The sequence below is a fragment of the Mesorhizobium liriopis genome, from assembly GCF_024053505.1.
Classification (GTDB): domain Bacteria; phylum Pseudomonadota; class Alphaproteobacteria; order Rhizobiales; family Rhizobiaceae; genus Mesorhizobium_B; species Mesorhizobium_B liriopis.
In genome coordinates this window covers 229871-253235 of sequence record NZ_JAMXQS010000005.1, presented here as the reverse complement: position 1 = coordinate 253235, position 23365 = coordinate 229871, and the positions used below count along the sequence as shown (strand labels likewise).

Genomic DNA, 23365 nt, shown 5'->3' with positions numbered 1-23365 from the left:
ACGCGGCAGGCCAACAAACGGGAGCACGGGCATGGGACTCTTCTGCGGAACCACTTTGCGCGCGGGCACTGCCTTGCTGATGGCGGGTGCCTTTGCCACGCAGGCCCTCGCGCAGGACGCGATCACCGCGATCGGCAAGGGCGAGGGACAGGTCAACATCGTCGCCTGGGCCGGCTATATCGAGCGGGGCGAGACCGACAAGAACTATGACTGGGTTTCCGGTTTCGAGAAGGAAACCGGCTGCAAGGTCAATGTGAAGACAGCGGCCACTTCCGACGAGATGGTGGCGCTGATGAACGAGGGCGGCTTCGACCTCGTCACCGCATCGGGCGATGCCTCGCTGCGCCTTGTCGCCGGCAAGCGCGTTCAGCCGATCAACACCGATCTCATCAAGAGCTGGTCCACCGTCGACGACCGTCTCAAGGACGCACCCTGGTTCACGGTGGAGGGAAAGCATTACGGCGTGCCCTACCAGTGGGGGCCGAATGTGTTGATGTACAACACGGAGGTCTTCAAGGAAGCGCCGAAAAGCTGGAGCGTGGTGTTCGAAGAAACGAACCTGCCCGATGGCAAGACCAACAAGGGCCGCGTGCAGGCCTATGACGGCCCGATCCATATCGCCGACGCCGCCAACTATCTGATGGCGCACAAGCCGGAACTCGGCATCAAGGATCCCTATGAGCTGAACGAGGACCAGTACAAGGCGGCCCTCGACCTGCTCCGCGCCCAGCGCCTGCTCGTCGGCCGCTACTGGCACGATGCGATGATCCAGGTGGACGACTTCAAGAACGAGGGTGTCGTGGCCTCGGGCTCATGGCCGTTCCAGGTGAACCTGCTCGCCTCGGAGAAGCAGCCGGTGGCGTCCACGATTCCAGAGGAGGGCGCGACGGGCTGGGCCGACACGACGATGCTGGCGACCGATGCCGCCAATCCGAACTGCGCCTATATGTGGATGGAGCACTCGCTGTCGCCCAAGGTGCAGGGCGATCTCGCCTCGTGGTTCGGCTCCAACCCCGCCGTGCCCGCCGCCTGCAAGGGCAATGCGCTCCTGACCGACGAAGGCTGCAAGACCAACGGCTTCGAGAACTTCGACAAGATCAAGTTCTGGCGCACGCCGGTTTCCAAATGTGCCTCGCAAAACGACCAGTGCGTGCCGTATTACCGTTGGGTGTCGGACTATATCGGCGTGATTGGCGGTCGCTGACGTAGCTGGACCGAGCCCAAAGGCGTCGCGACCGAGGTGGCGATGCCCATAATCAGCCGACAAGCCCTGTTCGGGGTCGATCAAGCCGTCGATCTCCCCGACAGCGGACGCGCGAGACAACGCCATGACCGCAGCCGTATCCTTTCAGAACGTTTCGCGCCATTTCGGGACGGTGCGCGCGGTCGATGACGTGTCCCTCGACGTGCGCCCCGGCGAGTTCTTCGCCATGCTTGGCCCTTCGGGCTCGGGAAAGACCACCTGTCTTCGCCTGATCGCCGGGTTCGAGCGGCCGACCGGAGGCACGGTGTCGATCTTCGGTGAGCGCATGGACACCGTGCCGCCCTATCGCCGGCCGGTGAACACGGTCTTTCAGGACTATGCGCTCTTTCCGCATCTCGATGTGCTCGGCAACGTCGCCTATGGGCTGATGGTGAAGGGTGTGAACCGCGCCACGCGCGAGGCCAGGGCGCGTGAGGCTCTGGCGCTGGTGCGGCTCGACGGGTTCGGTGCGCGCCGCCCGGCCCAGCTTTCGGGCGGCCAGCGCCAGCGCGTGGCGCTGGCCCGCGCACTCGTGAACGAGCCCAAGGTCCTGCTTCTGGACGAGCCGCTCGGCGCGCTCGATCTGAAGCTGCGCGAAAGCATGCAGGAGGAACTGAAGCTTCTTCAGCGCAGTCTGGGCCTCACCTTCGTTTTCGTCACCCACGACCAGGGCGAGGCACTGTCCATGGCCGACCGCGTGGCCGTCTTCAACGAGGGCCGCATCGTGCAGGCGGGCACGCCGGAAGAGATCTACGAGCGCCCCGCCACGCGCTTCGTCGCCGATTTCGTGGGCTCCTCCAATGTGCTCGCGCCGCCGCTGGTGGAAAGTCTCACCGGCCAGCACCGCTTCGCCTCGTTGCGTCCCGAAAAGATCGTGCTCAGTGGCGCGGGTGCGATCGCGGGCGAAGTCAGGAGCCATGCCTTCCTGGGCGCCACGCGCCGCCTTCTGGTTCAAACGCCCCAAGGTGCGCTCCATGTGACGCTGCCCTCGGGCGCTGCCCTGCCGCCGGTCGGAACCAGCGTCACCCTCCACTGGTCGCCTGCCGACCTCCATCTCATGGAAGATGCGCGGTGAGCACGGCCGCACTTTCCACTCTTGCAAGCGCCCGCGGAACTGGCGGCTTCACCGGCGCATTGTCTGATCTGTTCTGGCGGCGGCCGCGCTTTCTGCTTTTCCTTCTGCTTTTGCCGCCGCTGCTTTGGCTGGGCATCATCTATCTCGGCTCGCTCTTCGCGCTTCTCCTGCAGAGCTTTTTTTCGATCGACGAGTTTTCCGGCCTCATCGACCGCACCTTCACGCTTCGCACCTATGCTCAGCTGTTTCAGCCCGCGAACTACGACATCATTCTCCGCACGGTGGTGATGGCCATGCTCGTCACGCTGGCTTCCGTCGCGGTCGCCTTTCCCATCGCCTATTACGCGGCGCGATACGCCAAGGGCGCCGCGAAAGCCTTTTTCTACGTCGCGGTCACCCTGCCGCTCTGGTCGAGCTATCTGGTCAAAATCTATGCCTGGAAGCTGATCCTCGCCAAGGAAGGCATTCTCACCTGGGGGCTTGGCAAGCTCGGCCTCTTGCCCCTGCTCGATGCATGGCTGTCGCTTCCCATGGTGGGCGGCAACTCGCTCTCGCTCAGCGCGACGGGCACCTTCATCGTCTTCGTGTATGTCTGGCTGCCCTTCATGATCCTGCCGATCCAGGCCGCAATCGAGCGCGTGCCGCCGAGCCTCATGGAGGCATCCGCCGATCTCGGCGCCGATGCCGGCCAGGCCTTCCGCACCGTGCTCCTGCCGCTCGCGTTGCCGGGCGTGATCGCGGGCTCGATTTTCACATTCTCGCTGACGCTCGGCGACTACATCATTCCGCAGATCATCGGCACCTCGCGGCTCTTCATCGGCCAAGCCGTCTATGCGCAGCAGGGCACGGCCGGCAACGTGCCGCTGGCCGCTGCCTTCACCGTTGTGCCGGTCGTCATCATGGGCATCTATCTCTGGGCCGCCCGCCGCATGGGAGCCTTCGATGCACTCTGACGGGCAGAAGGCACCCCTGGCACTGAAACTCGCTGCGGGCGCAGGTATTCTGTTCCTGCACCTGCCGATCCTGTTGATCTTCGTTTACGCCTTTACCACCGAGGAAAAGAGTTATCAGTGGCCGCCGCCGGGCTTCACCACGCGCTGGCTGGGTGTCGCCTGGGACCGGCCCGATGTGTGGTCGGCACTCGGCCTGTCGCTGAAGGTCGCTTCCATCGCCACGCTGATCGCGCTGGTGCTCGGCACGCTGGCGGCGGCGGCCGTGTCGCGCTCGCGCTTCTTTGGCCGCGAAGCCGTGTCGCTGCTCGTGATCCTGCCCATCGCGCTGCCCGGAATCGTCACCGGCATCGCGCTCCGCTCGGCCTTTAACCTTGCCGAGATCCCGTTTTCGTTCTGGACCATCGTGCTTGGCCACGCGACCTTCTGCGTGGTGGTCGTCTACAACAACGCGGTCGCCCGCATGCGGCGTACCTCCGGCTCGCTCATCGAGGCATCCTACGATCTCGGTGCCGACGGCTTCCAGACCTTTCGCTATGTGATCCTTCCCAATATCGGCACCGCGCTTCTCGCCGGCGGCATGCTCGCCTTCGCGCTGTCCTTCGACGAGGTGATCGTCACCACCTTCACCGCCGGCCAGCAGCAGACCTTGCCGATCTGGATGTTGGAAGAACTCGTGCGCCCGCGCCAGCGCCCGGTCACCAACGTGGTCGCGATGGTCGTGGTGCTGGTGACGCTTCTGCCCATCCTTGCCGCCTACTGGCTGACCCGCGACGGCGACACCGTTGCCGGTTCCGGAAAATAGAAAAAGGGGAAACACGCCATGGACACCCGGTTCGAAACCGACATGCTGATCGGCAGCAGCTTTGCCTCCGGCACCGAAGCGCCCGAAACCATCTTCAACCCGCGCACCGGCAAGACCATCATGGATTTGCCCGAAGCCTCGCTCGGGCAGATCGAAGAGGCCGTGGCTGCTGCTGAAAAAGCCTTCACGACCTGGTCGCGCACCACGCCCGGTCAGCGTTCGAACTACCTGCTGCAGATTGCCGAACGCATCGAGCGCGAGGCGGAGGAGTTCGCGCGGCTCGAAGCGCTCAATTGCGGTAAGCCGATCAATGCCGTGCTCAACGATGAGATTCCTGCCATCGTCGATTGCTACCGTTTCTTCGCGGGCGCGGTGCGCACCATGCCGGGGCAGGTGGCGGGCGAATATCTGCCCGGCCACACCTCCATGATCCGCCGCGACCCGATCGGCGTCGTGGCCTCCATCGCGCCATGGAACTATCCGCTGATGATGATGGCCTGGAAGCTCGCGCCCGCGATCGGCGCCGGCAACACGGTGGTCTTCAAGCCGTCCGAGCAGACGCCGCTTTCAGCCCTCAAGCTCGGCAGGATTCTGGCCGATATTCTGCCTGAGGGCGTGGTCAACATCGTGCTCGGGCGCGGCGAAAGCGTCGGCAATGCGCTGATCAACCATCCGCGCGTCAACATGATCTCGATCACCGGCGACGTAGCGACCGGCAAGAAGGTGCTTCAGGCCGCCGCCAAGTCCGTCAAGCGCACCCATCTCGAACTCGGCGGCAAGGCGCCCGTGATCGTGTTCGACGATGCCGACCTCGATCTCGTGGTCAACGGTTTGCGCGCCTTCGGCTATTACAATGCCGGCCAGGACTGCACCGCCGCCTGCCGAATCTATGCGGGCGACAAGATCTACGAAAAGCTCGTGGCGGACCTCTCATCCGCCGTGTCCACCATCCGTTTCAACCGCGAGGACGACACCGAAAACGAGATCGGCCCGTTGATCTCCAGGCGCCAGCGCGACCGCGTGGCGAGCTTCGTGGAACGCGCGACGGAACTCAAGCACATTGAAATCACCACAGGCGGCAAGCCGGGCGCAGGCGGCGGCTTCTTCTACGAGCCGACCGTAGTCGCTGGTGCCAAGCAGGAAGACGAGATTGTGCGCCGCGAGGTGTTCGGGCCGGTCGTTTCCGTCACGCGCTTTTCAGATGTCGATCAGGCCGTGTCATGGGCGAACGACAGCGATTATGGGCTGGCTTCCTCGATCTGGACCCGCGACGTGTCGCGTGCGATGTCCACCGCCGCCCGCCTTCAATATGGCTGCACCTGGATCAACACCCACTTCATGCTGTGCAACGAGATGCCTCATGGCGGCCTGAAGCAGTCCGGCTACGGCAAGGACATGTCGCTCTATGCGCTCGAGGATTATTCCGCCGTGCGCCATGTCATGATCGCCCATGGCTGATCCACTCCTTGAACGCCGGTTCTTGGCGTTCAAGCGAGGTTGTAGGCAAGGATGGAGTTTGGCCGCGATCAACCCGGCAGGGAAACGCGCATTCATGAAATGCCGCGCGTTTCGCTCATGAAGCCGACGGTGCATAGCTCGCGGGATCGACCTCGGATGGGCGACCAGCAAGCGTGAGCGTGGAAATGCGGGGCGCTGTTTGGGCGATCACCTTGCCTCGGCGGATGACGAAAAGCCGGTTGGCGCGCAGGCGCACGGCTTCGATGCGGTCCTTGGCCTGCAGGATCACGAGATCGCCGTTCGATCCCACTTCGAGACCATACCCTTCGAGGCCCATCGCACGCGCGGCGTTCACCGTCACCGCGTCGAAGCAGTATTCCATCGCTTCGCGCGCGGAAAGCTGGCCGACATGAAGGCCCATATGGGCGACGTCGAGCATGTCGCCCCCCCCCAGGCTGTACCACGGATCCATCGTGCAGTCCTGGCCGAAGGCGACGTTGACGCCGTGCTCGCGCAACTCCTTCACCCGCGTCATCCCGCGGCGCTTGGGGTAGGTGTCATGCCGGCCCTGAAGCTGGATGTTGATCAGCGGATTGGCGATCACCTGCATGCCGGATTCGGCGATCAGGGGCAGAAGCTTCGACACATAGTAGTTGTCCATCGAATGCATGGAGGTGCAGTGCGAGCCGACCACGCGTTCGCCCAAGCCCAGCCGCGTCGCCTCATAGGCCAGCGTTTCGACATGGCGCGACAGCGGATCGTCGGTCTCGTCGCAGTGCATGTCCACGGGCAGCCCGCGCGCGGCGGCGATCTCGCAGAGCGCGCGAACGGAGCGGGCGCCATCCTCCATGCTGCGCTCGAAATGCGGAATGCCGCCGACCACATCGACGCCCAGATCGAGCGCGCGCTCGAGGTTCTGGGCGGCTGTGGCCGAGCGGTAATAGCCGTCCTGCGGAAAGGCGACGAGTTGCAGATCGAGATAGGGCGCAACTTGCTTTTGTACGTCGAGCAGGGCTTCAACGGCGAGCAGCCGGTCGTCGCAGATATCGACATGGGTGCGCACCGCAAGCAGGCCTTGGGCCACGGCCAGATCGCAATAGCGCAGCGCGCGCTCCTTCACGGCCTCATGGGTCAGGATAGGCTTGAGTTCGCCCCAAAGCGCAATGCCTTCCAGAAGCGTGCCCGAACGGTTGAGGCGGGGCAGCCCAAGCGAAAGCGTGGCGTCCATGTGGAAATGGCAATCGACGAAAGGCGGCGAAACGAGGTGCCCGCCTGCGTCGATAGTCTCGCCCGCTTCGGCCTGAAGGTTCAGTTCGATGGCTACGATCTTGCCGCCACCGATGCCGATATCGATGCCGCTCCGCCCATCCGGCAGCGTGGCGTTGCGAACGATCAGGTCGAAACTCATACGGTCCTCAAAAAAATCAGCGTTGGCCGCGCAGATAGGGCATCATCAGCGCCTTTGGCGCGCTGGCCTGGCGTGACCAGATCACGAGCGCCAGAATGGAAAGAAGATAAGGCAGCATCAAAAAGACCTGCCCCGGCACCACGCCGCCCGCCACCTGCTGCAGCCTTACCTGAAATGCGTCGAAGGCGCCGAACAGGATTGCCGCCAAAAGCGCCTTGCCCGGCTGCCACGAGGCGAAAACGGTGAGTGCGATGCAGATCCAGCCACGCCCGGCCACCATCTCGAAGAAGAAGGCGTCGAAGGCGGACATGGTGAGAAACGCGCCGCCTATCGCCATCAGCGCCGAGCCCGCGACGACGGCGCCCGTGCGCAGCCATGCGACGCTCAACCCTTGCGCCTCGACGGCCGCCGGATTTTCGCCCACAGCCTTGAGCGCCAGGCCCAGCGGTGTGCGGGCGTAAATCCAGGTAAGCAGGCCGACGAGAACGAAGGCGAGCAGCGTGAGCGCCGTCTGGCTGAACAGGATCGGGCCGATCACCGGCAGGTCCGACAGCACGGGAATGTCGAGCGGCTGGAACGGCGTGATGCGCGGCGGGGTGCTCTGGTTGGGCAGGATCACCCGATAGGTGAAATAGGCGCCGCTCGTGGCCAGCAGCGTCAGCCCGAGCCCGCTCACATGCTGCGACAGGCCGAGCGTCACGGTGAAGAACGACAGGAGCAGGCCGAAGGCTGCCCCCGAAAGGGCCGCGATCAGCACGCCTGTCCAAAGGTCGCAGCCGCTGTAAACGGCAAGCCACCCAGCCATGGCACCGACCGTCATGATCCCTTCGATGCCAAGATTGAGGACGCCCGCCTTTTCGCAGACCAGCGCGCCGAGCACGCCGAAGATCAACGGTGTGGCGATGCGGATCGCCGCCGCCCAGAAGGAGACGGTGAGGAGAATGTCCAGGATCATTTGGTGCAACCTCGTGGGTCGGTTGGCCGGTCCTTTTCGTTTCCACCCGCGTTGCCGGTGCTCGCCGATGCACCGCATCGACTGTGCCCGGCGCCTAGGTGGAAACAAAAAAACCTCGTCCACCCTCTGCCCCGAGGTTTCACCAAATGATCCACCAACGCGCTCATGCCGGCTTTCCTTCCCAGCGCAGCCGGAAGCGCAGGAGCACGCTCGACAAAAGCACCGACAACAGACTCAGTGCCACGATGAGGTTCGCGATATAGGAGGACACGGTGAGCGCGCGGCTCATCGAGTCCGCGCCGACGAACACCGCCGCCACGAACAGCGCGGAGGCGATCACGCCGAGCGGCGACAGGCCCGCCAGCATGGCGACTACGATGCCGGCATAGCCGTAGCCCGGCGAAAGATCGTTGGTGAGATAGCCTTTGAGGCCCGCCACTTCGCCCACGCCCGCAAGCCCTGCCAGCGCGCCCGAGAGTGCGCCCACCACGAGCATGGTCCGCGTGACGCTCATGCCCGCGAAACGCGCGGCGGCCGGGTTGTGGCCCACCGCCCGGATGCGGAAGCCCAGCACTGTGCGGCGCATCACGATCTCGGCCAGGAGCGCCGCACCCACCGCGATGATGAGACCGGCATGGACGCGGGTCCGCTCGATCAGGTTGGGCAGCACAGCACTCGACAGGATCGGCTCGGATTGCGGCCAGCCCATGCTCATCGGGTCCTTCATCGGCCCTTCGATCATCATCTGCACGAAGAGGGCCACGACGAAGTTGAGAAGCAGGGTGGTCACCACCTCGTCCGCGCCGAGCTTCACCTTCATCAGCGTCGGCCCGAGCATCAGCGCGGCGCCGGCCAGCGCGCCGGCAAGGCAGACCAGCGGAATCATCAGGACAGCAGGCCCGTCGATCAGTCCGGAACCCACTGCGACTGCCGCCAGCGCGCCGGCATAAAGCTGGCCTTCGGCACCGATATTGAAGAGCCGCGCACGAAAGGCGACGGCTGCCGCCAAGCCCGTCAGGATCAACGGCGTGGCGCGGGCTACCACTTCCGTGGCAGCGAATTGCGAACCGAAGGCGCCGCTCAGCATCACGCGATAGGCTTGAAGCGGCGAGACGCCGGCAGAGAGCAGCGGGATTGCAGCCAGCAAAAGCGCCAAAAGGGCAGCAAAAACCGGAACGGCGAAGCTCAGCCAGCGCGCAGGCGCGGTGCGGGTTTCCAGTCTCAGCATCGGCCCGCCCTCACGCCGCTTCGCGGGCTTGCCCCGCCATCAGAAGACCGAGCGCCTGTCGGTCGAGCCCTTCAGCCGGCATCGCCTCGGAAAGCCGTGCGCGGAAGATGACGGTGACCCGGTCGGCCAGCGCCAGGATCTCGTCGAGGTCTTCCGAGACGAGCACCACGCCTGCGCCGCGGTCGCGGGCGGCAATCAACCGGCGATGCACGTCGGCGACCGCGCCTACATCGAGCCCGCGCGTGGGCTGGTTGGCGAGCACCAGCTGCGGCTCGCGGTCGAGCGCGCGCGCCAAAATGACCTTCTGCATGTTGCCGCCCGAAAGCTGGCGGATCGGCGCATGGGGGCCGGGGCAGCGAATGTCGAAATCATGGATGGCATTGCGCGCATGCGCGTCGATGCGGGCCTTGCGCAGAAAGCCCCAGCGTTGGAAGCGGGGTTCGGACAGGTTTTCGAGAACCGTATTCTCTGCCACCGTCATCGCACCCACGGCGCCCTCATGGTGCCGGTCCTCAGGCACGCGACCGATGCCGGACTGGACGAAAAGCCCGGGGTCGAAGCGGGTGATCGGCTTTTGGCCCAGAAGCAGCGAGCCGTGCTTGGGCGTGAGAAGGCCGGACAGCAGATCGGCCAGCGCGCTCTGCCCGTTGCCGGAAACGCCCGCGATGCCGACGATCTCGCCGCTGCGGACTTGCAGGGAAACATCGTCAAGCCGCCGCCGCACCGTTGGGCTCTCGACCGAAACGCCGACGAGTTCAAGCACTGGCGCGCCCGGCTCGCGCGGGGTCCGCGCGGGGCTCGGCACCGAGCGGCCGACCATCATCTGGGCCAAGGCTGCCTTCGTGCTTTCACGCGTCGAGACTTCGCCCGCTTTGCGCCCGTGGCGCAACACGGCCACGCGGTCGCTTGCCGCGAGGATTTCGTCCAGCTTGTGCGAGATCAGGATGACGCTCAGCCCATCGGCGGTCAGCGCGCGCAGCGTTTCGAACAGGCTCGCGCTTTCCTGGGGGGTGAGCACTGCGGTCGGCTCGTCGAGCACGAGAATGCGCGCGTCACGATAAAGCGCCTTGAGAATTTCCACGCGCTGCCGCTCGCCCACGGACAGGCGCGATATCGGGCTGTCGAGATCGACAAGGAGCCCCGAGCGGCGCATCAAGCCATCGAGCTTGGTTCGCGCGCTGCGGTCACCGCGCGAGAGCCGCCACAGGCTTTCGGTGCCGAGCGTGATGTTTTCGAGCGCGGAAAGCTTGTCGGCCAGCGCGAAATGCTGGTGCACCATGCCGATGCCGGCTTGAAGGGCCGCCGCCGGGTTGGCGGAAGGCAGCGGCTGCAACACGCCCGCACGATCCGCCACCCACACCGAACCGCTGTCGGCCGCGTAATGGCCGAACAGGATGTTCATCAGGGTGGTCTTGCCGGCACCATTTTCGCCGAGCAACGCCAAGACCTCGCCGCGACCGAGCACGAGGTCGATGTCGTCATTGGCCTGAAGCGCGCCGAAGCGTTTGGAGATGCCGCGCAACTCCAGAACGGGCGTGTGTGGATTGGCTGTCACAGTGAAAACTCGAGAAAGGCAGCGGGCGGCACCCTGATCGCGCCGCCCGCGAGCCTAAGCCTACATGGTCGATTTCGGCTCTTCGTCGTTGATGGCCACCTTGAAAGCACCCGACTTGATCTCGGCTTCTTTGACTTTCACCATGTCGATCACGTCCTGCGGCACGAGTGCTGGATCGAGCGGCGCCAGCGAGCAGCCGCCCACGGCCAAGCCGCTCAATGGCCCGTAGTTCTCGGCCTTGAAGCTGTCGGACAGCACCGCGCCCACCGCCTTGTCGATGGAGGGCTCCATGTGCCAGAGCGCGGAGGCGATCACCGTGCCGGGATATTGCGCGGCCGTGTCGATCACGTTGCCGATGGCCTTCACGCCTTTTTCCTTGGCAGCATCCGACACGCCGAAGCGCTCGGCATACATCACGTCGGCGCCCTTCTCGATCATCGCGAAAGCCGTTTCCTTGGCCTTGGGCGGGTCGTACCAGCTGTTGATGAACGAGACGAGGAACTTGGCGTCCGGGTTGACCGAGGAGACGCCTGCCATGAAGGCGTGCATGAGGCGGTTCACCTCAGGGATCGCATAGCCGCCGACCATGCCGATCACGTTGGACTTCGTGGCTTTGCCGGCGACGATGCCGGTGAGGTAGGACGCGTCCTGGATGTAGTTGTCGAAAACCGCGAAATTCGGCTCCTGCGCGGGAAAGGACGAGCCCATCAGGAAAGCGGTCTCGGGATAGTCCTTGGCGAGGTTGCGCGCCGCGCGCTCGAGCCCGAAGGCCTCCGCGATAATCAGGTCCTTCTTGCCTTCCGCATATTCGCGGATCACGCGCTCGGCGTCGGTGTTGGCGACGTTCTCGGAATAGACATAGGTAATGTCGCCGCGCGCCTCGGCCGCCTTCAGCGCCAAGTGGATGCGGCTGATCCACTGCTGCTCGATCGGCACGGACGTGACCAGTGCGACCGCGATCGGCTTCGCCTTGGCCTGCGCCATCCCGCCCAGCATGGCGAGCACGGCCGCAGCACCGCCGAGCGTGAGGACGTTTCGTCTGGAAAGTGTGGTGCTGACGGTTTCCGTCATGATTCTTGAACCCCTCTGTTTGGCTGTTCCGGGCTCTTATCGCCTGCAGGAAAACGAAAGATTGCCGGAACCGGCTTTTTCATCCTTCGAGGGAGAAAGCCGAAGCGTCAAGGCGGGTAAGCCCAAATCTTGAGCAATTCCCAAGCCGCACAAATTTTAGCGCCGCCTTTTTGGGAGAGCTGCCTTGTGAACGAAGTGTCACCCGACCGGACAAGAACGGCTCCGTTGCGCTGGTCTGAACAGCACCATATCTGGCTCTCAGTTTCTCATTCATCGCGAGCTTCCGAGCCTTTGACCGCTCCGCAGCCGCCGGAGCGTGTGTTCCACGAGCGTATCATGAAGAAAATCGGTTTCCTTTCCTTCGGCCACTGGTCGCCCGGCTCTCAGTCCCAAACGCGTTCGGCATCCGATGTGCTTTTGCAGTCGATCGATCTGGCGGTTGCGGCCGAAGAGCTTGGGGCGGACGGCGCCTATTTCCGCGTCCATCACTTCGCGCGCCAGCTCGCTTCGCCCTTTCCGCTTTTGGCGGCGGTAGGGGCCAGGACCAGCCGCATCGAGATCGGCACGGGCGTGATCGACATGCGCTACGAGAACCCGCTCTACATGGCGGAAGACGCCGGTTCCGCCGATCTCATCGCGGGCGGCCGTTTGCAACTCGGCATCAGCCGTGGCTCGCCCGAGCAGGTGACCGAAGGCTGGCGGCATTTCGGCTATCAGCCTGCCGAGGGCGAAAGCGATGCCGACATGGGCCGCCGCCACGCCGAGGTGTTCCTCCAGGTGATCGAGGGCCGGGGCTTTGCCGAGCCCAATCCGCATCCGATGTTCCCGAACCCGCCCGGCCTCTTGCGGCTCGAGCCCTATTCGGAAGGCTTGCGCGAGCGCATCTGGTGGGGCTCGGCCTCGAACGCCACCGCCGTCTGGGCAGCTAAGCAGGGCATGAACCTGCAAAGCTCGACGCTCAAGCAGGACGAAAGCGGTGAGCCCTTCCATGTCCAGCAGGCGAAGCAGATCCGCCTTTATCGCGAAGCCTGGAAGGAAGCGGGCCACACGCGTAGCCCACGCGTGTCCGTGTCGCGCTCGATCTTCGCGCTCGTCAACGATCAGGACCGCGCCTATTTCGGTCGTGGCAAGGACAGCGATCAGGTCGGCATCATCGACAACATGCGCGCGGTCTTTGGCCGTTCCTATGCCAATGAGCCGGACCGGCTGGCGGAAGAGCTGCGCAAGGACGAGGCCATCGCTGAAGCCGACACGCTTCTGCTCACCGTGCCCAACCAGCTCGGCGTTTCCTACAATACCCATGTGCTCGAGGCGATCCTGAAACATGTGGCGCCGGCACTGGGCTGGCGCTGAAGCAGACCGGGTGAAGGGGCGCAGCGGTTCTGCGTTTGGGGTTGCAAAACGAGGAAAGGCCGGCGTGGTCAGCTTTCCTCGATCTGCCGGTCTTCCTCGCTGCTGAGCGCGACCTCGCGGAAGTCGAGTTCTTCCTGCACGACCATGAAGACATCCGCGCTGACGCGATCCTCGGCGCGGAGGGTCTCGAGGCGCTCCCGCTGGTGCCGAATGGCGGCCAGTCCGATCGTGCGCTTCTCGTCGAGTGCGCGCATGTCGCCGCCCGTTGAAAGGGCGGCTTGTGCGGTTTCATAGCCGTAGCGCCAATAGTCCGCGGCTGGCCCGCGCTGGTTGCCGATCAAGGCCAGTGCAGCTGAGGCTAGGTCGGCGCGCACCGCCAGTAATTCGTCGCCCAGGCCGTCTTCGCCATCGAGCTTGAGGAGCCGTACGAGTGGGGCAAGCGTCAGCCCTTGCAACACCAAAGTGCCGAGGACCACGCCGAAGGCTGCCAGCACGATCATGTCGCGCTGCGGAAAGTCGGCGGGCAGGGCGAAGGAGGCGGCAAGCGTCACGAGGCCGCGCATGCCGCACCATCCGACAAGCAGGCCTTCGCGCAGATTGGCCGGCTCGAGATCACCGCGCAGAGAGGGGAACTGTCGCGCCAGCCGGTTGTAAAGAAGCACCCAGGCCATCCGAACCGCGACGAGGCAGAGAAGCACGGCCAGAGCGAACCACGCGGCTTCCGCGAGATGGCCCGGCTCCATATTGCCGATGATGGTGCGCGCCTGCAGGCCCATCAGCAGGAAAGCCAGGACGTTGAGCAGGAACACGGCGCTCGTCCATACGGCATAGGAGTGGATGCGCATGCGCGGCTTGGTGGAAAGTCCGGCGGTGCGCGCCAAGGTCATCGCGAAGGCGACGAGGCAGAGGACCGCCGAAAGGCCCAGTCGCTCGGCAATCACCCACACGCCGAAGGATCCCACGAATTCGAGCAGGTTGCCGCCGAGCGTTCCTGCAACGAAAGGGCGAATGAGTTGCGTGAGCTTGGCGAACAGGATGCCCAAGACGATGCCGCCCGGCACCGCGAGCCCCAGTTCGAGCGCCAGACCGGCGCTGATGCCGTTTTCTGAATGCAGCGACAGGGCGGCGGTGAAGAGAAACAGGGCGGACGCGTCATTGAGCAGGCTTTCGCCCTTCAAGACCGTGACGGAGCGCCGGGGCATGCTGACGCTGTTGAGAATGGCGGTCGCCGCTGCCGCATCGGGCGGCGCGACGATCGCGCCGAATGCGAGAGCCGCGTAAAAGGGAAGTCCGGCCAAGAGCATGCCGAGAGCCGCCACCGCACCAGCGGACAAAAGCACCGCCACCACGGCGAGCGCGAAAAGCGGCCGCCACAGCTTGCGCACCGCGCCGAGCGGAAAGTCGAAGGCGGCATCGACCAGAACCGGGGCGATGAACAGCGCCAGCGCCGTTTGCGGCTCGAGCGTGATGGTCGGCATGCCGGGCAGAAGTGCGAGCGCCACGCCGGCCAGCGCGAGCATGGCAGGATAGGGCAGGGCCAGGCGACGCGCCACCTGAAGGAGCAGGATGGCAATGGCGAGCAGCAGGAGCAGGCTTTCAAAGAAGGTCATGGCCGCCCCCGCTTGCCTTGTTCAACTCACAAGGATTGATCGATCCACTCGGCCGCCGCAAGACCGGTTTCCCATGCGCCATGCGCGGTCGAAAAATCGCTCGCCGAGCAGGCCTCGCCGGCAAAGCAGAGCCGTTCGCTGACGGGCTTGGCGAGCGTGGCCCGCGCGGCGGCGTGGCCGGGCAGCGCATGGCTGTAGGAGCCGCCGATCGATCCTTCCTTTCCCCATTCCGAAACGGCGATCGGCGAAAGGCTCTTCGCGAAATCGGAGCCGAGCAGATGGCGCAGTTCCTCAACGGCGAAGGCGATTGCGGCGTCCTTGCCAGCCTTTTCCATGTCATAGGCATGGGCGCCGCCGAAATAGCTTTCCACCACAGGCTTACCCAGGGGGCGGATGTAATGGCTGGCGGTGGCCGCACGGTCGGGGTGCCCAATCAGATGCGATTCCGCCGGGACGAGTTCTGGGTCGCCAAGCCGGAGGAACACCTTGTTGGCAAGCCCAAGCGGCAGGGAAGCCGCAGCATGCAGATGGTCGTCGGCCTGCGGGTCGAAGCGGATGCGCCCGCTCGCCAGAATGTTGGACGAAACACAGACCACTGCCGCCCGCGCGGTGATTGGCCCCTGGTCGGTATCGAGCCGGATGCCGCCATTCTCCTGCTGGACCGATGAGACCCGGGTTCCGAGCATTTGAGGCAGCGCCGCACCGAGGCCTGCGATGAACGCGCCATAGCCGCTCGGCACGCGCCAGTTGTTGCTGCTCGACGCGCTGTCGTAATTGGAGAAATCCCTTGCCGAAAGCATGTCGAGTTCGGTGCCGTTGATGAAGCTGCTCAAACCGTCCATGAAGGGCCGCCACCGGCTCTGTGCTGCCATTGCGTCGCTGGCGCGGTCACTTGGCGGCGGCGCATCGCGAAGCTCGGTGCAGAGCGCTTCATAGGCGTCCCAGACCTGTTCCTGCTCATCCGCCGAGAAACCGAGGTCACGCAACTGATTGCCCCAGGCGGAGGGTCGGCGATCCACCGTGACGCCTTGCGCCTCCGCCACTGCGCGCAACGGGTTGCGTTCGGCGGAATGCAGCCAGCCGCAGCCGAGATCGAGCGGCATGCCTTCGACCACCGCCGTGCGCGCCCGCCCGCCGAGTTGCGGCAGTGCCTCGATGAGCAGAACTTTGCGCCCGCGTTCCAGGAGGCGTCGCGCGGCTGCGATGCCGGCCGCACCGCCGCCCACGATGGCGACATCCAATTCACTCGTCAAATTGTTCACCTTAAGCGATGCGCATTGGTTCCAGGCTTTCGGAAGATAGGCGATGCAGCACTGCAAGCCAGTCTCCGAGACCACATCGAACTTTTCCGCGCTGTTGCCTTGCAGCGAAGCTGCGCAATCTAATCATCCTCACTCACGGACCGAGCGTTGGGCGTGCCACATTTCGATACAATTCAGGTCTTCGGCTTTGCCCGAGCCGCTGATAATCGAGCGGCAGGCGAATGCGGGGGATGCCGGAACTCACCGCCTGTCCGGTCGTCACGACCGGCCCACGCGTCCGTCCTAACAGCCGGGCGTGCCGGTTCCGGGGCACGGTCCCATCTATCGACAGTGAAGGTCGCAGCCTGATGCGTCAGCCAATCGTTCGAAGCGCCATCATCCCGGTTCTGTTGATCGCGGCGCTCGCCGCCGGCTGTTCCGAAAGCAGCACATCGTCCGGCGCGGCCGGCCAGGGTGCTGCCCAGGGATCCGGGCAGGGCGCTTCGGCGCAAGGTGCGGCGGCACAAGGTGGGGCGGCACAGGGCGCCCGCCCGCCCGCGCAGGCCGGCTTCATCACGATCCGGCCGCAGCCGGTCGAGCTGTCTTCCACCGTCGCCGGCCGCGTCACCGCCTATCAGACCGCCGAGATCCGGCCGCAGGTGAATGGGCTGATCAAGGAGCGGGTGTTTCGCGAAGGCAGCGAAGTCAAGCAAGGTGACGTCCTTTATCGCATCGACCCGCAGAGCTATCAGGCCGAAGTGACGGCGGCGCAGGCGAGCCTCCAGAAGGCGCAGGCGGCGGAAGCCACGGCAAAGGCCAGCGCGGACCGCTACAATCGTCTGTCGGACACCAATGTCGTGTCCCAACAGCAGCGCGAGACTGCCCAGTCCACCTTTCTCCAGGCGCAGGCCGATGTGGCGGTGGCGCAGGCCAATCTGCAGACCGCCCAGATCAATCTCGGCTACACGACGATCACGGCACCCATTTCCGGCCAGATCAGCACCTCCACGGTGAACGCCGGTTCGCTTGTGACAGCCAACCAGACCAACGCGCTTGCCACCATCCGCCAGATCGATCGCGTTTATGTCGATATGAGCGAATCCGCCGGCAACCTCTTGCGTTTCCGCGAGCAGTTGCAGACGGGTGCCCTGCGCCTGCTGGTCGGTCCCGGCAAGGAAGCCAAGGTCAACCTGACTTTCGCCGATGGCTCGGCCTATGCGGGCACGGGCACCATCAATGCGGCCGACCGCTATGTCTCCGAGACCACCGGCACCTTCAGCGTGCGCTCGACCTTCGACAATCCGCAGCGCGAACTTCTGCCGGGCATGTATGTGCGCGCGTCCGTCAATGTCGCGGTCGCCGAGAACGGTTTTCTGGTGCCCCAGCGCGCGGTGTCGCGCAACAACAAGGGCGAAGCGACCGCGCGCTTCATCAAGGCCGATGACACGGTGGAAACGCGCGTGATCACCACCCAATCGGATATCGGCTCCAACTGGCTCGTGAGCGCGGGCGTGTCCGATGGCGACCGCCTCGTGATCGACGGCCTGCAAAGCGTGCAGGACGGGCAGAAGGTGACGCCGGTCGAGGTCCAGATCAACGAAGACGGCACGGCGAAGGTGGCGGCAAACGAAGCCGCTCCCGCACCGGCTGCTGGTCAGGCGACGGAGCAGAACTGATGGCCCAGTTCTTCATCCATCGCCCGGTCTTCGCCTGGGTCATTGCGATTGCGATCATGCTGGCGGGCCTGCTCGGGCTCAACCAGCTCTCCGTCTCGCAATATCCTGAAGTGGCACCGCCCACGGTGCGCATCTCGGCGACCTATCCCGGCGCGAGTGCCGAGACGGTCGAGAACTCGGTGACCAAGATCATCGAGCAGAACATGACGGGCCTCGACGGGCTCCTCTACATCTCGTCCAACAGCACCGCGCAGGGGGCGGCTTCGATCTCGCTGACCTTCGCCAACGGCACCGACCCCGATACCGCGCAGGTGCAGACGCAGAACAAGCTGTCGCTGGTGGAATCGCAGCTGCCCGAAGCCGTGCAGCGGCAGGGCGTGACCGTCAACAAATCGAATTCCGGCATCCTGATGGTGGCGGCCCTCACCTCGACGGACGGTCGCTACACGTCCGTCGATCTGGCCGACATCATCGGCACCAACATGGAAGACACGATCCGCCGTGTCACGGGTGTTGGCGATCTCAACATCTTCGGTTCGGGCTATGCGATGCGCATCTGGCTCGACCCCGACAAGCTCGCGCAGTTCCAGCTCACACCATCCGACGTGACGACCGCCGTCTCCGCGCAGAACGTGCAGGTCTCGGTCGGCCAGCTCGGCAACCAGCCGACGGCACCCGGCGCGCAGATGAACTTTACGGTCACCTCGCAAAGCCAACTGCAAACGCCCGACCAGTTCCGCTCGATCATCCTCAAGACCGAGACCGACGGTTCGCTGGTGACGGTGGCCGATGTCGCCCGCGTCGAGATCGGCGCCGAGAGCTATGCGAGCTCCGGCCGCTACAACGGCAACCCGGCCGCCGGCTTCGGCGTGAATCTGGCGACCGGCGCCAACGCCATCGACACGGCCGAAGGCGTGCGCGCGGCCATCGATCAGCTCAAGAACACGCTGCCGGCCGGTGTCGAAGTGGTCTATCCCTACGACACCACGCCCTTCGTGGAGGTCTCGATCGAGAAGGTCTACCACACGCTGATCGAGGCGGTGGTTCTGGTCTTCGTCGTGATGTTCGTCTTCCTCCAGAACTTCCGCGCGACGCTGATCCCCACCATCGCGGTGCCCGTGGTGCTGCTCGGCACCTTCGGCGTGCTCGCGGTCGCGGGCTATTCGATCAACACGCTGACCATGTTCGCCATGGTTCTCGCCATCGGCTTGCTTGTCGATGACGCGATCGTCGTGGTGGAGAATGTCGAGCGCGTGATGGCCGAGGAGGGTCTGCCGCCCCGCGAGGCGACGGAAAAGAGCATGAAGGAGATCACGGGTGCCCTGGTCGGCATCGCGCTGGTTCTGTCCGCCGTGTTCCTGCCCATGGCCTTCTTCGGCGGTTCGGTCGGCATCATCTACCAGCAGTTCTCGATCACCATCGTTACTGCGATGCTGCTCTCGGTGGTGGTCGCCATCGTTTTGACGCCAGCCCTTTGCGCGACGCTTCTCAAACCCACGCATGGCGAGAAGAAGAACGTCCTTTTCCGCAAGTTCAACAGCGGCTTCGACCGCGCGACGGACGGCTATGTCGGCGGCGTTTCGCGCATCCTGCGCCGGCCCATCTACATGATCGTGCTCTTCCTCATGATCGGCGGTGGCGCCTGGTGGCTCTTCCGCGACCTGCCTTCCTCTTTCCTGCCGCAGGAGGATCAGGGCGTCCTGATGACCATCGTCGAGCTGCCGACGGGTGCCACCCGCGACCGCACGGTGGCGGTGCTCGAGCAGATCGAGAACCATTATCTCAAGGAAGAAGGCCAGAACGTCGATTCCGTATTCGCGGCGCTTGGCTTCTCCTTCTCGGGCACCGGCCAGAACAATGCCATGGCCTTCGTCAAGCTCAAAGACTACAGCCAGCGCACGGGTGCGGATCAGACGGCTTCGGCGATTGCCGGCCGCGCCATGGCGGCCTTCTCGAAAATCCGCGACGCCACAGTCTTCGCGCTGTCGCCGCCCGCTCTTCAAGGCCTCGGCCAATCCAACGGCTTCGAGCTTTACCTCAAGGACACCGGCGGGGCAGGGCGCGAGAAGCTCTTGGCGGCGCAGGGGCAATTGCTCGCGAAAGCCAACAGCGACCCGATGCTGCAGGCCGTGCGCCGCAACGGCGCGGCATCGCAGCCTGAATTCCAGGTGAATGTCGATCATCGATTGGCCGGCGCGCTCGGTGTCGGCGTGTCTGACGTGAACAGCGCGCTTTCCACTGCCTGGGCGGGCTCCTACGTCAATGATTTCGACAATAACGGCCGCATCAAGCCGGTCTATGTGCAGGCCGATGCGCCCTTCCGCATGGTGCCCAGCGATCTCAACCGCTGGTATGTGCGCAACGGCGCCGGCGAGATGGTGCCCTTCTCGGCCTTCACCCAGACGAGCTGGACGCAAGGCCCGCCCCGGCTCGAGCGCTATAACGGAGCGTCCGCCTTCAACATCCAGGGTCAGTCGGCTGCGGGCGTTTCTTCGGGTGCGGCCATGGACCGGATGGAACAGCTCGTCTCCGAGCTTGGCGGCGGTTTCACCTCGGAATGGACGGGTCTCTCCTATCAGGAACGGTTGTCGGGCTCGCAGGCCGGGTTCCTTTATGGCATCTCGGTTCTGGTGGTGTTCCTGTGTCTGGCGGCACTCTACGAAAGCTGGTCGGTGCCCTTCTCGGTGATCTTGGCCGTGCCCGTCGGCATCTTCGGCGCGCTGGTCGCGGCGAGCCTCACGGGGCAGCTCAACGACATCTACTTCAAGGTCGGCCTACTCACGACCATCGGTCTGGCGGCCAAGAACGCGATCCTGATCGTCGAGTTCGCCAAGGATCTCGAGGCGCGAGGCCAAGGATTGGTGGAAGCCACGCTTCATGCGGCGCGCATGCGTTTGCGCCCGATCCTGATGACCTCCTTCGCCTTCATCCTCGGTGTCTTGCCCCTCGCAGTTGCCACAGGCGCGGGATCGGGGGCGCAACGCGCCATCGGCATCGGCGTGATGGGCGGCATGATCGCGGCCACCGCGCTCGGCATCTTCTTCGTGCCGCTCTTCTATGTCGGCGTGCGCAAGCTTGCCGGGTGGCGGAGTAAGACCAAGGATCAGCGCCCTGAACCCACACCTCAGGCGGAGGCCGTCCGCTGATCCAGCCGCCCACTCGCATGGCCGGAACATAAGCGTCGCGCGAGCACTTTTCCCGCATAAAGGAGGAGATGGTCATGCTGAAACGGATCGACAAATACCCGACAAACGAACTCAAACCGGGTTTTCGGGTGACGTTTCAGGACGCCGAGGATGAGCCCTATCCGCTTTCCTATGAGGGCGACGTAGTCTCCGAAACCGGCCCCACCTTATCGGTAAAACTGGTGGAGGTGCGTGCCATCAGTCCCGACCGCGATCCCGGTGCAGCGCCCCTGCCGCAAGCCGGGGAACTGATCAGCGTTGGTGTAGGCGAGGTCGCTGCCTGCAGGGAGTTGCCGCGCGAATAAAGGGCAGCGCCACCGCGCCGCCCTCGCGCGCCGTCATCATATCGAGGGCAGCGCACCGACGATACGCAGGGACTGGCCTTCATAGGCACCGAGCTTGATGGTCAGCTCGCCTGCGGCCGAGAGATCGCCGACGATGGTTTCAGCAACCATGTCCACCACCGGGCCCGGCACCGTGTTGGGGATCGTCACCACTTCTTCGACCGGTTCGGCCGAAAAATTCAGGGCGGTGATCTGCGTGCCGCGATTGTCCGGCAGTTCATGCACCATCAAAAGCAAGCCAGGATGCTCAGTATCCGGCACGAGGACCTGCTGTGCGGCAAAGATGCCGTGCGCCTGACGCACGGCCAGAAGACGCTTGAGCTGGCTCGCGAAAGAATCCGGGTCCTGCAACTGTTCGGGCAGCGGTCCGTAGAGCGTCTGCGCGCGTGGCAGGCCTGCTTCCGAATGGGTGGCATCCGGATTGGCGCCGGTGAGGTCATAGGCGCCGCGCTCGATCCAGCGTGTGTCGCCATCCCCCATCAGGTGCTCGACCGCGTCCACTGGCAAGGGCAGCGCGCCCACGAGGTCCCAGCCGGACAGCGCGAAGACGCCGGGCTGGAAGGCGTTGTACATCACCAAAAGCAGATGAAGTTTCTGGATCTGCTTCTTTTGCTCGTCCGTGATCGCGGACAGATCGCGGATGCCGAGCGCTGCGGTGATCACGGAAACAGTCGTGCAGGCGACGCCGTTGGTGACGAAGCGCAGATTGTAGGGTGCGGCCTCGCCCGTCAGCTTGCCATACATCGTGTCGCGGATGTGCTCGCGCATGATGCTGCCGGGCCAGCTCTGGCCTTCCAGCGTGTAAGTGTCGTTGGCATGTGCCGTCCAGAAATGAACGAGCTCGAGCGTCAGCTCGTCATGGTTCTGCAGCGCATGGATGAGTGAGGCCGGGTCGATCCCGAACTCGTGCACGGTGCGCAGCATCATGCGCAGGAACTCCGCCGAGCCGGTCAACAGCGCGTGGTGGTAGGCGGGGCGCGTGATGAAGTCGTAGGAGAGGTCGGCGCCGCCTTTCGACATGGCGGCGATATCGTCCACCGTCAGGTTGAGCTCCTGGAACGAGAACGCGCCCGCCTTGCGCACCATGCCGGCGATCAGCTGGTTGCCGACCAGAGATAGGGGGTGCCCTTCCGACCAGGCTGTCGTGCTCGGCTGGATTTCCACGCCGAGAAAGCCGTTGGCATCGAGCCTGAGCCCCCGCGCGCCGAGAACGTCGATGGAGTGGAGGGCATCGCCCACGATCATCTGGGGCGCGGCGAATGACGGGTCGAGCCAGTTGAGCGAGGGCTGGCCTTCCTTGAAATAATGCAGGTAGACCCATCGCCGCGTCTTGCCGTCCTGGCCGACGATCGCGTCGGTGGCGCTCCAGTCGGTTTCCTTGACGCCCGGCTCGAAGAAGATCACGCGGCGCAGCTGGCCGACGATATATCCCTTGGCCTTCAGCGCATCGACGCCGGCAGGTGAAATGTTGGCGGCCCGCCGCCCTTCCGAGATTTCAGGCAGCATCTCCCAGTCTTCTTCGGGTATTTCCACCATGTGGTAGAGGCCCGGATAGTCGCCATGGGCCATCTCGGCCAGACGGAAGTCGGCGCCCTTTCCGGTATGGGCGGGGATGATGTCGTCGATGACGATCGCATTATAGGCTGCCGCATTGCGGCTCATCGTCACGAACTCTTCCTGCGTGCCGAATTGCGGATCGATGTTGAAGGAGATGCGGTCGAAATTGCCGTCCACGGTGGGCGTCTTCTTGCCGTCTCGAATGCCGCCCGCTTCCTTCATCGGGCCGGTATGCACGCCCTGGACGCCGATCGACACCAGCGCGCGCCAGAACTCCGGATCGCTGAGCGTCTTCAGGACGCTCTCGCCCTCGCGGGTGATGATGGCGGCGGGATAGGCGGTGAACCAGACGGATGCGAGCGCGGATGCCGCGCGGGGTCGCGCTTCCGCGTAGGGCTGGCGCCAGAAGCGCCCCTGGCCGGAATAGGTGCTGGCGAGCTTGCGCGCATTGTTGAGCATCGACTGCTCGAGCAGCCAATCCACGTAAGCAGGATCCGGTCTTTCCATTGTTTCCCCAATGCCTGTTGCGGGTCGATGGGCACCCTGTTCGAACGCCCAATCTGCGAATGAACGATCCTACTTAGGGCGCGTTGCAAGGTTTGACTGCAAGCTTGTGCGCACTAGAACCCCAACCGTCGCGGATCACGGAGA

The 23365-nt window shown here is 64.4% G+C and carries 17 protein-coding genes; 9 read left to right on the top strand and 8 right to left on the bottom strand.

Features of this window, described 5'->3' with window-relative positions:
• The first annotated feature begins 31 nt into the window (after positions 1-31).
• The 5 genes from NGM99_RS11195 (at position 32) to NGM99_RS11175 (ending at position 5531) form a co-directional block, all read left to right on the top strand.
• On the top strand, positions 32-1204 hold the full coding sequence (locus tag NGM99_RS11195; protein WP_435371423.1) for an ABC transporter substrate-binding protein: 1173 nt from the start codon (positions 32-34) through the stop codon (positions 1202-1204).
• A gap of 124 nt (positions 1205-1328) precedes the next feature.
• Positions 1329-2318 (top strand): ABC transporter ATP-binding protein, encoded by a 990-nt coding sequence (locus NGM99_RS11190; protein WP_252818919.1) that lies wholly within the window; start codon positions 1329-1331, stop codon positions 2316-2318.
• Positions 2315-3271, top strand: a complete 957-nt coding sequence (locus tag NGM99_RS11185) for an ABC transporter permease (RefSeq protein ID WP_252818916.1) — start codon at positions 2315-2317, stop codon at positions 3269-3271. The genes NGM99_RS11190 and NGM99_RS11185 overlap by 4 nt, the downstream gene beginning before the upstream one ends.
• A complete protein-coding gene (locus NGM99_RS11180; RefSeq protein WP_252818913.1) occupies positions 3261-4073 on the top strand; it encodes an ABC transporter permease in 813 nt (270 codons plus the stop codon). The genes NGM99_RS11185 and NGM99_RS11180 overlap by 11 nt, the downstream gene beginning before the upstream one ends.
• A gap of 18 nt (positions 4074-4091) precedes the next feature.
• On the top strand, positions 4092-5531 hold the full coding sequence (locus tag NGM99_RS11175; RefSeq protein ID WP_252818911.1) for a gamma-aminobutyraldehyde dehydrogenase: 1440 nt from the start codon (positions 4092-4094) through the stop codon (positions 5529-5531).
• A 115-nt stretch (positions 5532-5646) separates the two neighbouring features.
• On the opposite strand, the gene NGM99_RS11170 is transcribed toward NGM99_RS11175, so the two are convergent.
• From NGM99_RS11170 to NGM99_RS11150, 5 genes are all read right to left on the bottom strand, one after another.
• The gene (locus NGM99_RS11170) at positions 5647-6939 is read right to left on the bottom strand and encodes an amidohydrolase family protein (RefSeq protein ID WP_252818909.1); all 1293 of its coding nucleotides are present in this window, start codon (positions 6937-6939) and stop codon (positions 5647-5649) included.
• A 16-nt stretch (positions 6940-6955) separates the two neighbouring features.
• Positions 6956-7894, bottom strand: a complete 939-nt coding sequence (locus NGM99_RS11165) for an ABC transporter permease (protein ID WP_252818908.1) — start codon at positions 7892-7894, stop codon at positions 6956-6958.
• A 163-nt stretch (positions 7895-8057) separates the two neighbouring features.
• Positions 8058-9122 (bottom strand): ABC transporter permease, encoded by a 1065-nt coding sequence (locus NGM99_RS11160; protein ID WP_252818906.1) that lies wholly within the window; start codon positions 9120-9122, stop codon positions 8058-8060.
• A gap of 10 nt (positions 9123-9132) precedes the next feature.
• Positions 9133-10677 (bottom strand): ABC transporter ATP-binding protein, encoded by a 1545-nt coding sequence (locus NGM99_RS11155; RefSeq protein WP_252818905.1) that lies wholly within the window; start codon positions 10675-10677, stop codon positions 9133-9135.
• Positions 10678-10737: 60 nt separating this feature from the next.
• The gene (locus tag NGM99_RS11150; RefSeq protein ID WP_252818904.1) at positions 10738-11748 is read right to left on the bottom strand and encodes a BMP family protein; all 1011 of its coding nucleotides are present in this window, start codon (positions 11746-11748) and stop codon (positions 10738-10740) included.
• Between the two features lie 336 nt (positions 11749-12084).
• On the opposite strand from NGM99_RS11150, the gene NGM99_RS11145 reads away from it, so the two are divergent.
• Positions 12085-13101: an LLM class flavin-dependent oxidoreductase gene (locus NGM99_RS11145; RefSeq protein ID WP_252818902.1), complete on the top strand. Its 1017-nt coding sequence runs from the start codon at positions 12085-12087 to the stop codon at positions 13099-13101.
• Between the two features lie 68 nt (positions 13102-13169).
• Here the strand turns inward: NGM99_RS11145 and NGM99_RS11140 are convergent, their stop codons facing one another.
• The gene (locus NGM99_RS11140; RefSeq protein ID WP_252818901.1) at positions 13170-14711 is read right to left on the bottom strand and encodes a cation:proton antiporter; all 1542 of its coding nucleotides are present in this window, start codon (positions 14709-14711) and stop codon (positions 13170-13172) included.
• Between the two features lie 26 nt (positions 14712-14737).
• Positions 14738-15964, bottom strand: a complete 1227-nt coding sequence (locus tag NGM99_RS11135; protein WP_252818899.1) for a flavin monoamine oxidase family protein — start codon at positions 15962-15964, stop codon at positions 14738-14740.
• Between the two features lie 356 nt (positions 15965-16320).
• On the opposite strand from NGM99_RS11135, the gene NGM99_RS11130 reads away from it, so the two are divergent.
• From NGM99_RS11130 to NGM99_RS11120, 3 genes are all read left to right on the top strand, one after another.
• On the top strand, positions 16321-17628 hold the full coding sequence (locus tag NGM99_RS11130; protein WP_252818897.1) for an efflux RND transporter periplasmic adaptor subunit: 1308 nt from the start codon (positions 16321-16323) through the stop codon (positions 17626-17628).
• The gene (locus NGM99_RS11125; RefSeq protein WP_252818896.1) at positions 17628-20774 is read left to right on the top strand and encodes an efflux RND transporter permease subunit; all 3147 of its coding nucleotides are present in this window, start codon (positions 17628-17630) and stop codon (positions 20772-20774) included. The genes NGM99_RS11130 and NGM99_RS11125 overlap by 1 nt, the downstream gene beginning before the upstream one ends.
• A gap of 74 nt (positions 20775-20848) precedes the next feature.
• A complete protein-coding gene (locus tag NGM99_RS11120) occupies positions 20849-21118 on the top strand; it encodes a hypothetical protein (RefSeq protein WP_252818894.1) in 270 nt (89 codons plus the stop codon).
• A 36-nt stretch (positions 21119-21154) separates the two neighbouring features.
• Here the strand turns inward: NGM99_RS11120 and treS are convergent, their stop codons facing one another.
• Positions 21155-23221, bottom strand: a complete 2067-nt coding sequence (gene treS / locus NGM99_RS11115; protein WP_252818893.1) for a maltose alpha-D-glucosyltransferase — start codon at positions 23219-23221, stop codon at positions 21155-21157.
• Between the last annotated feature and the right edge of the window lie 144 nt (positions 23222-23365).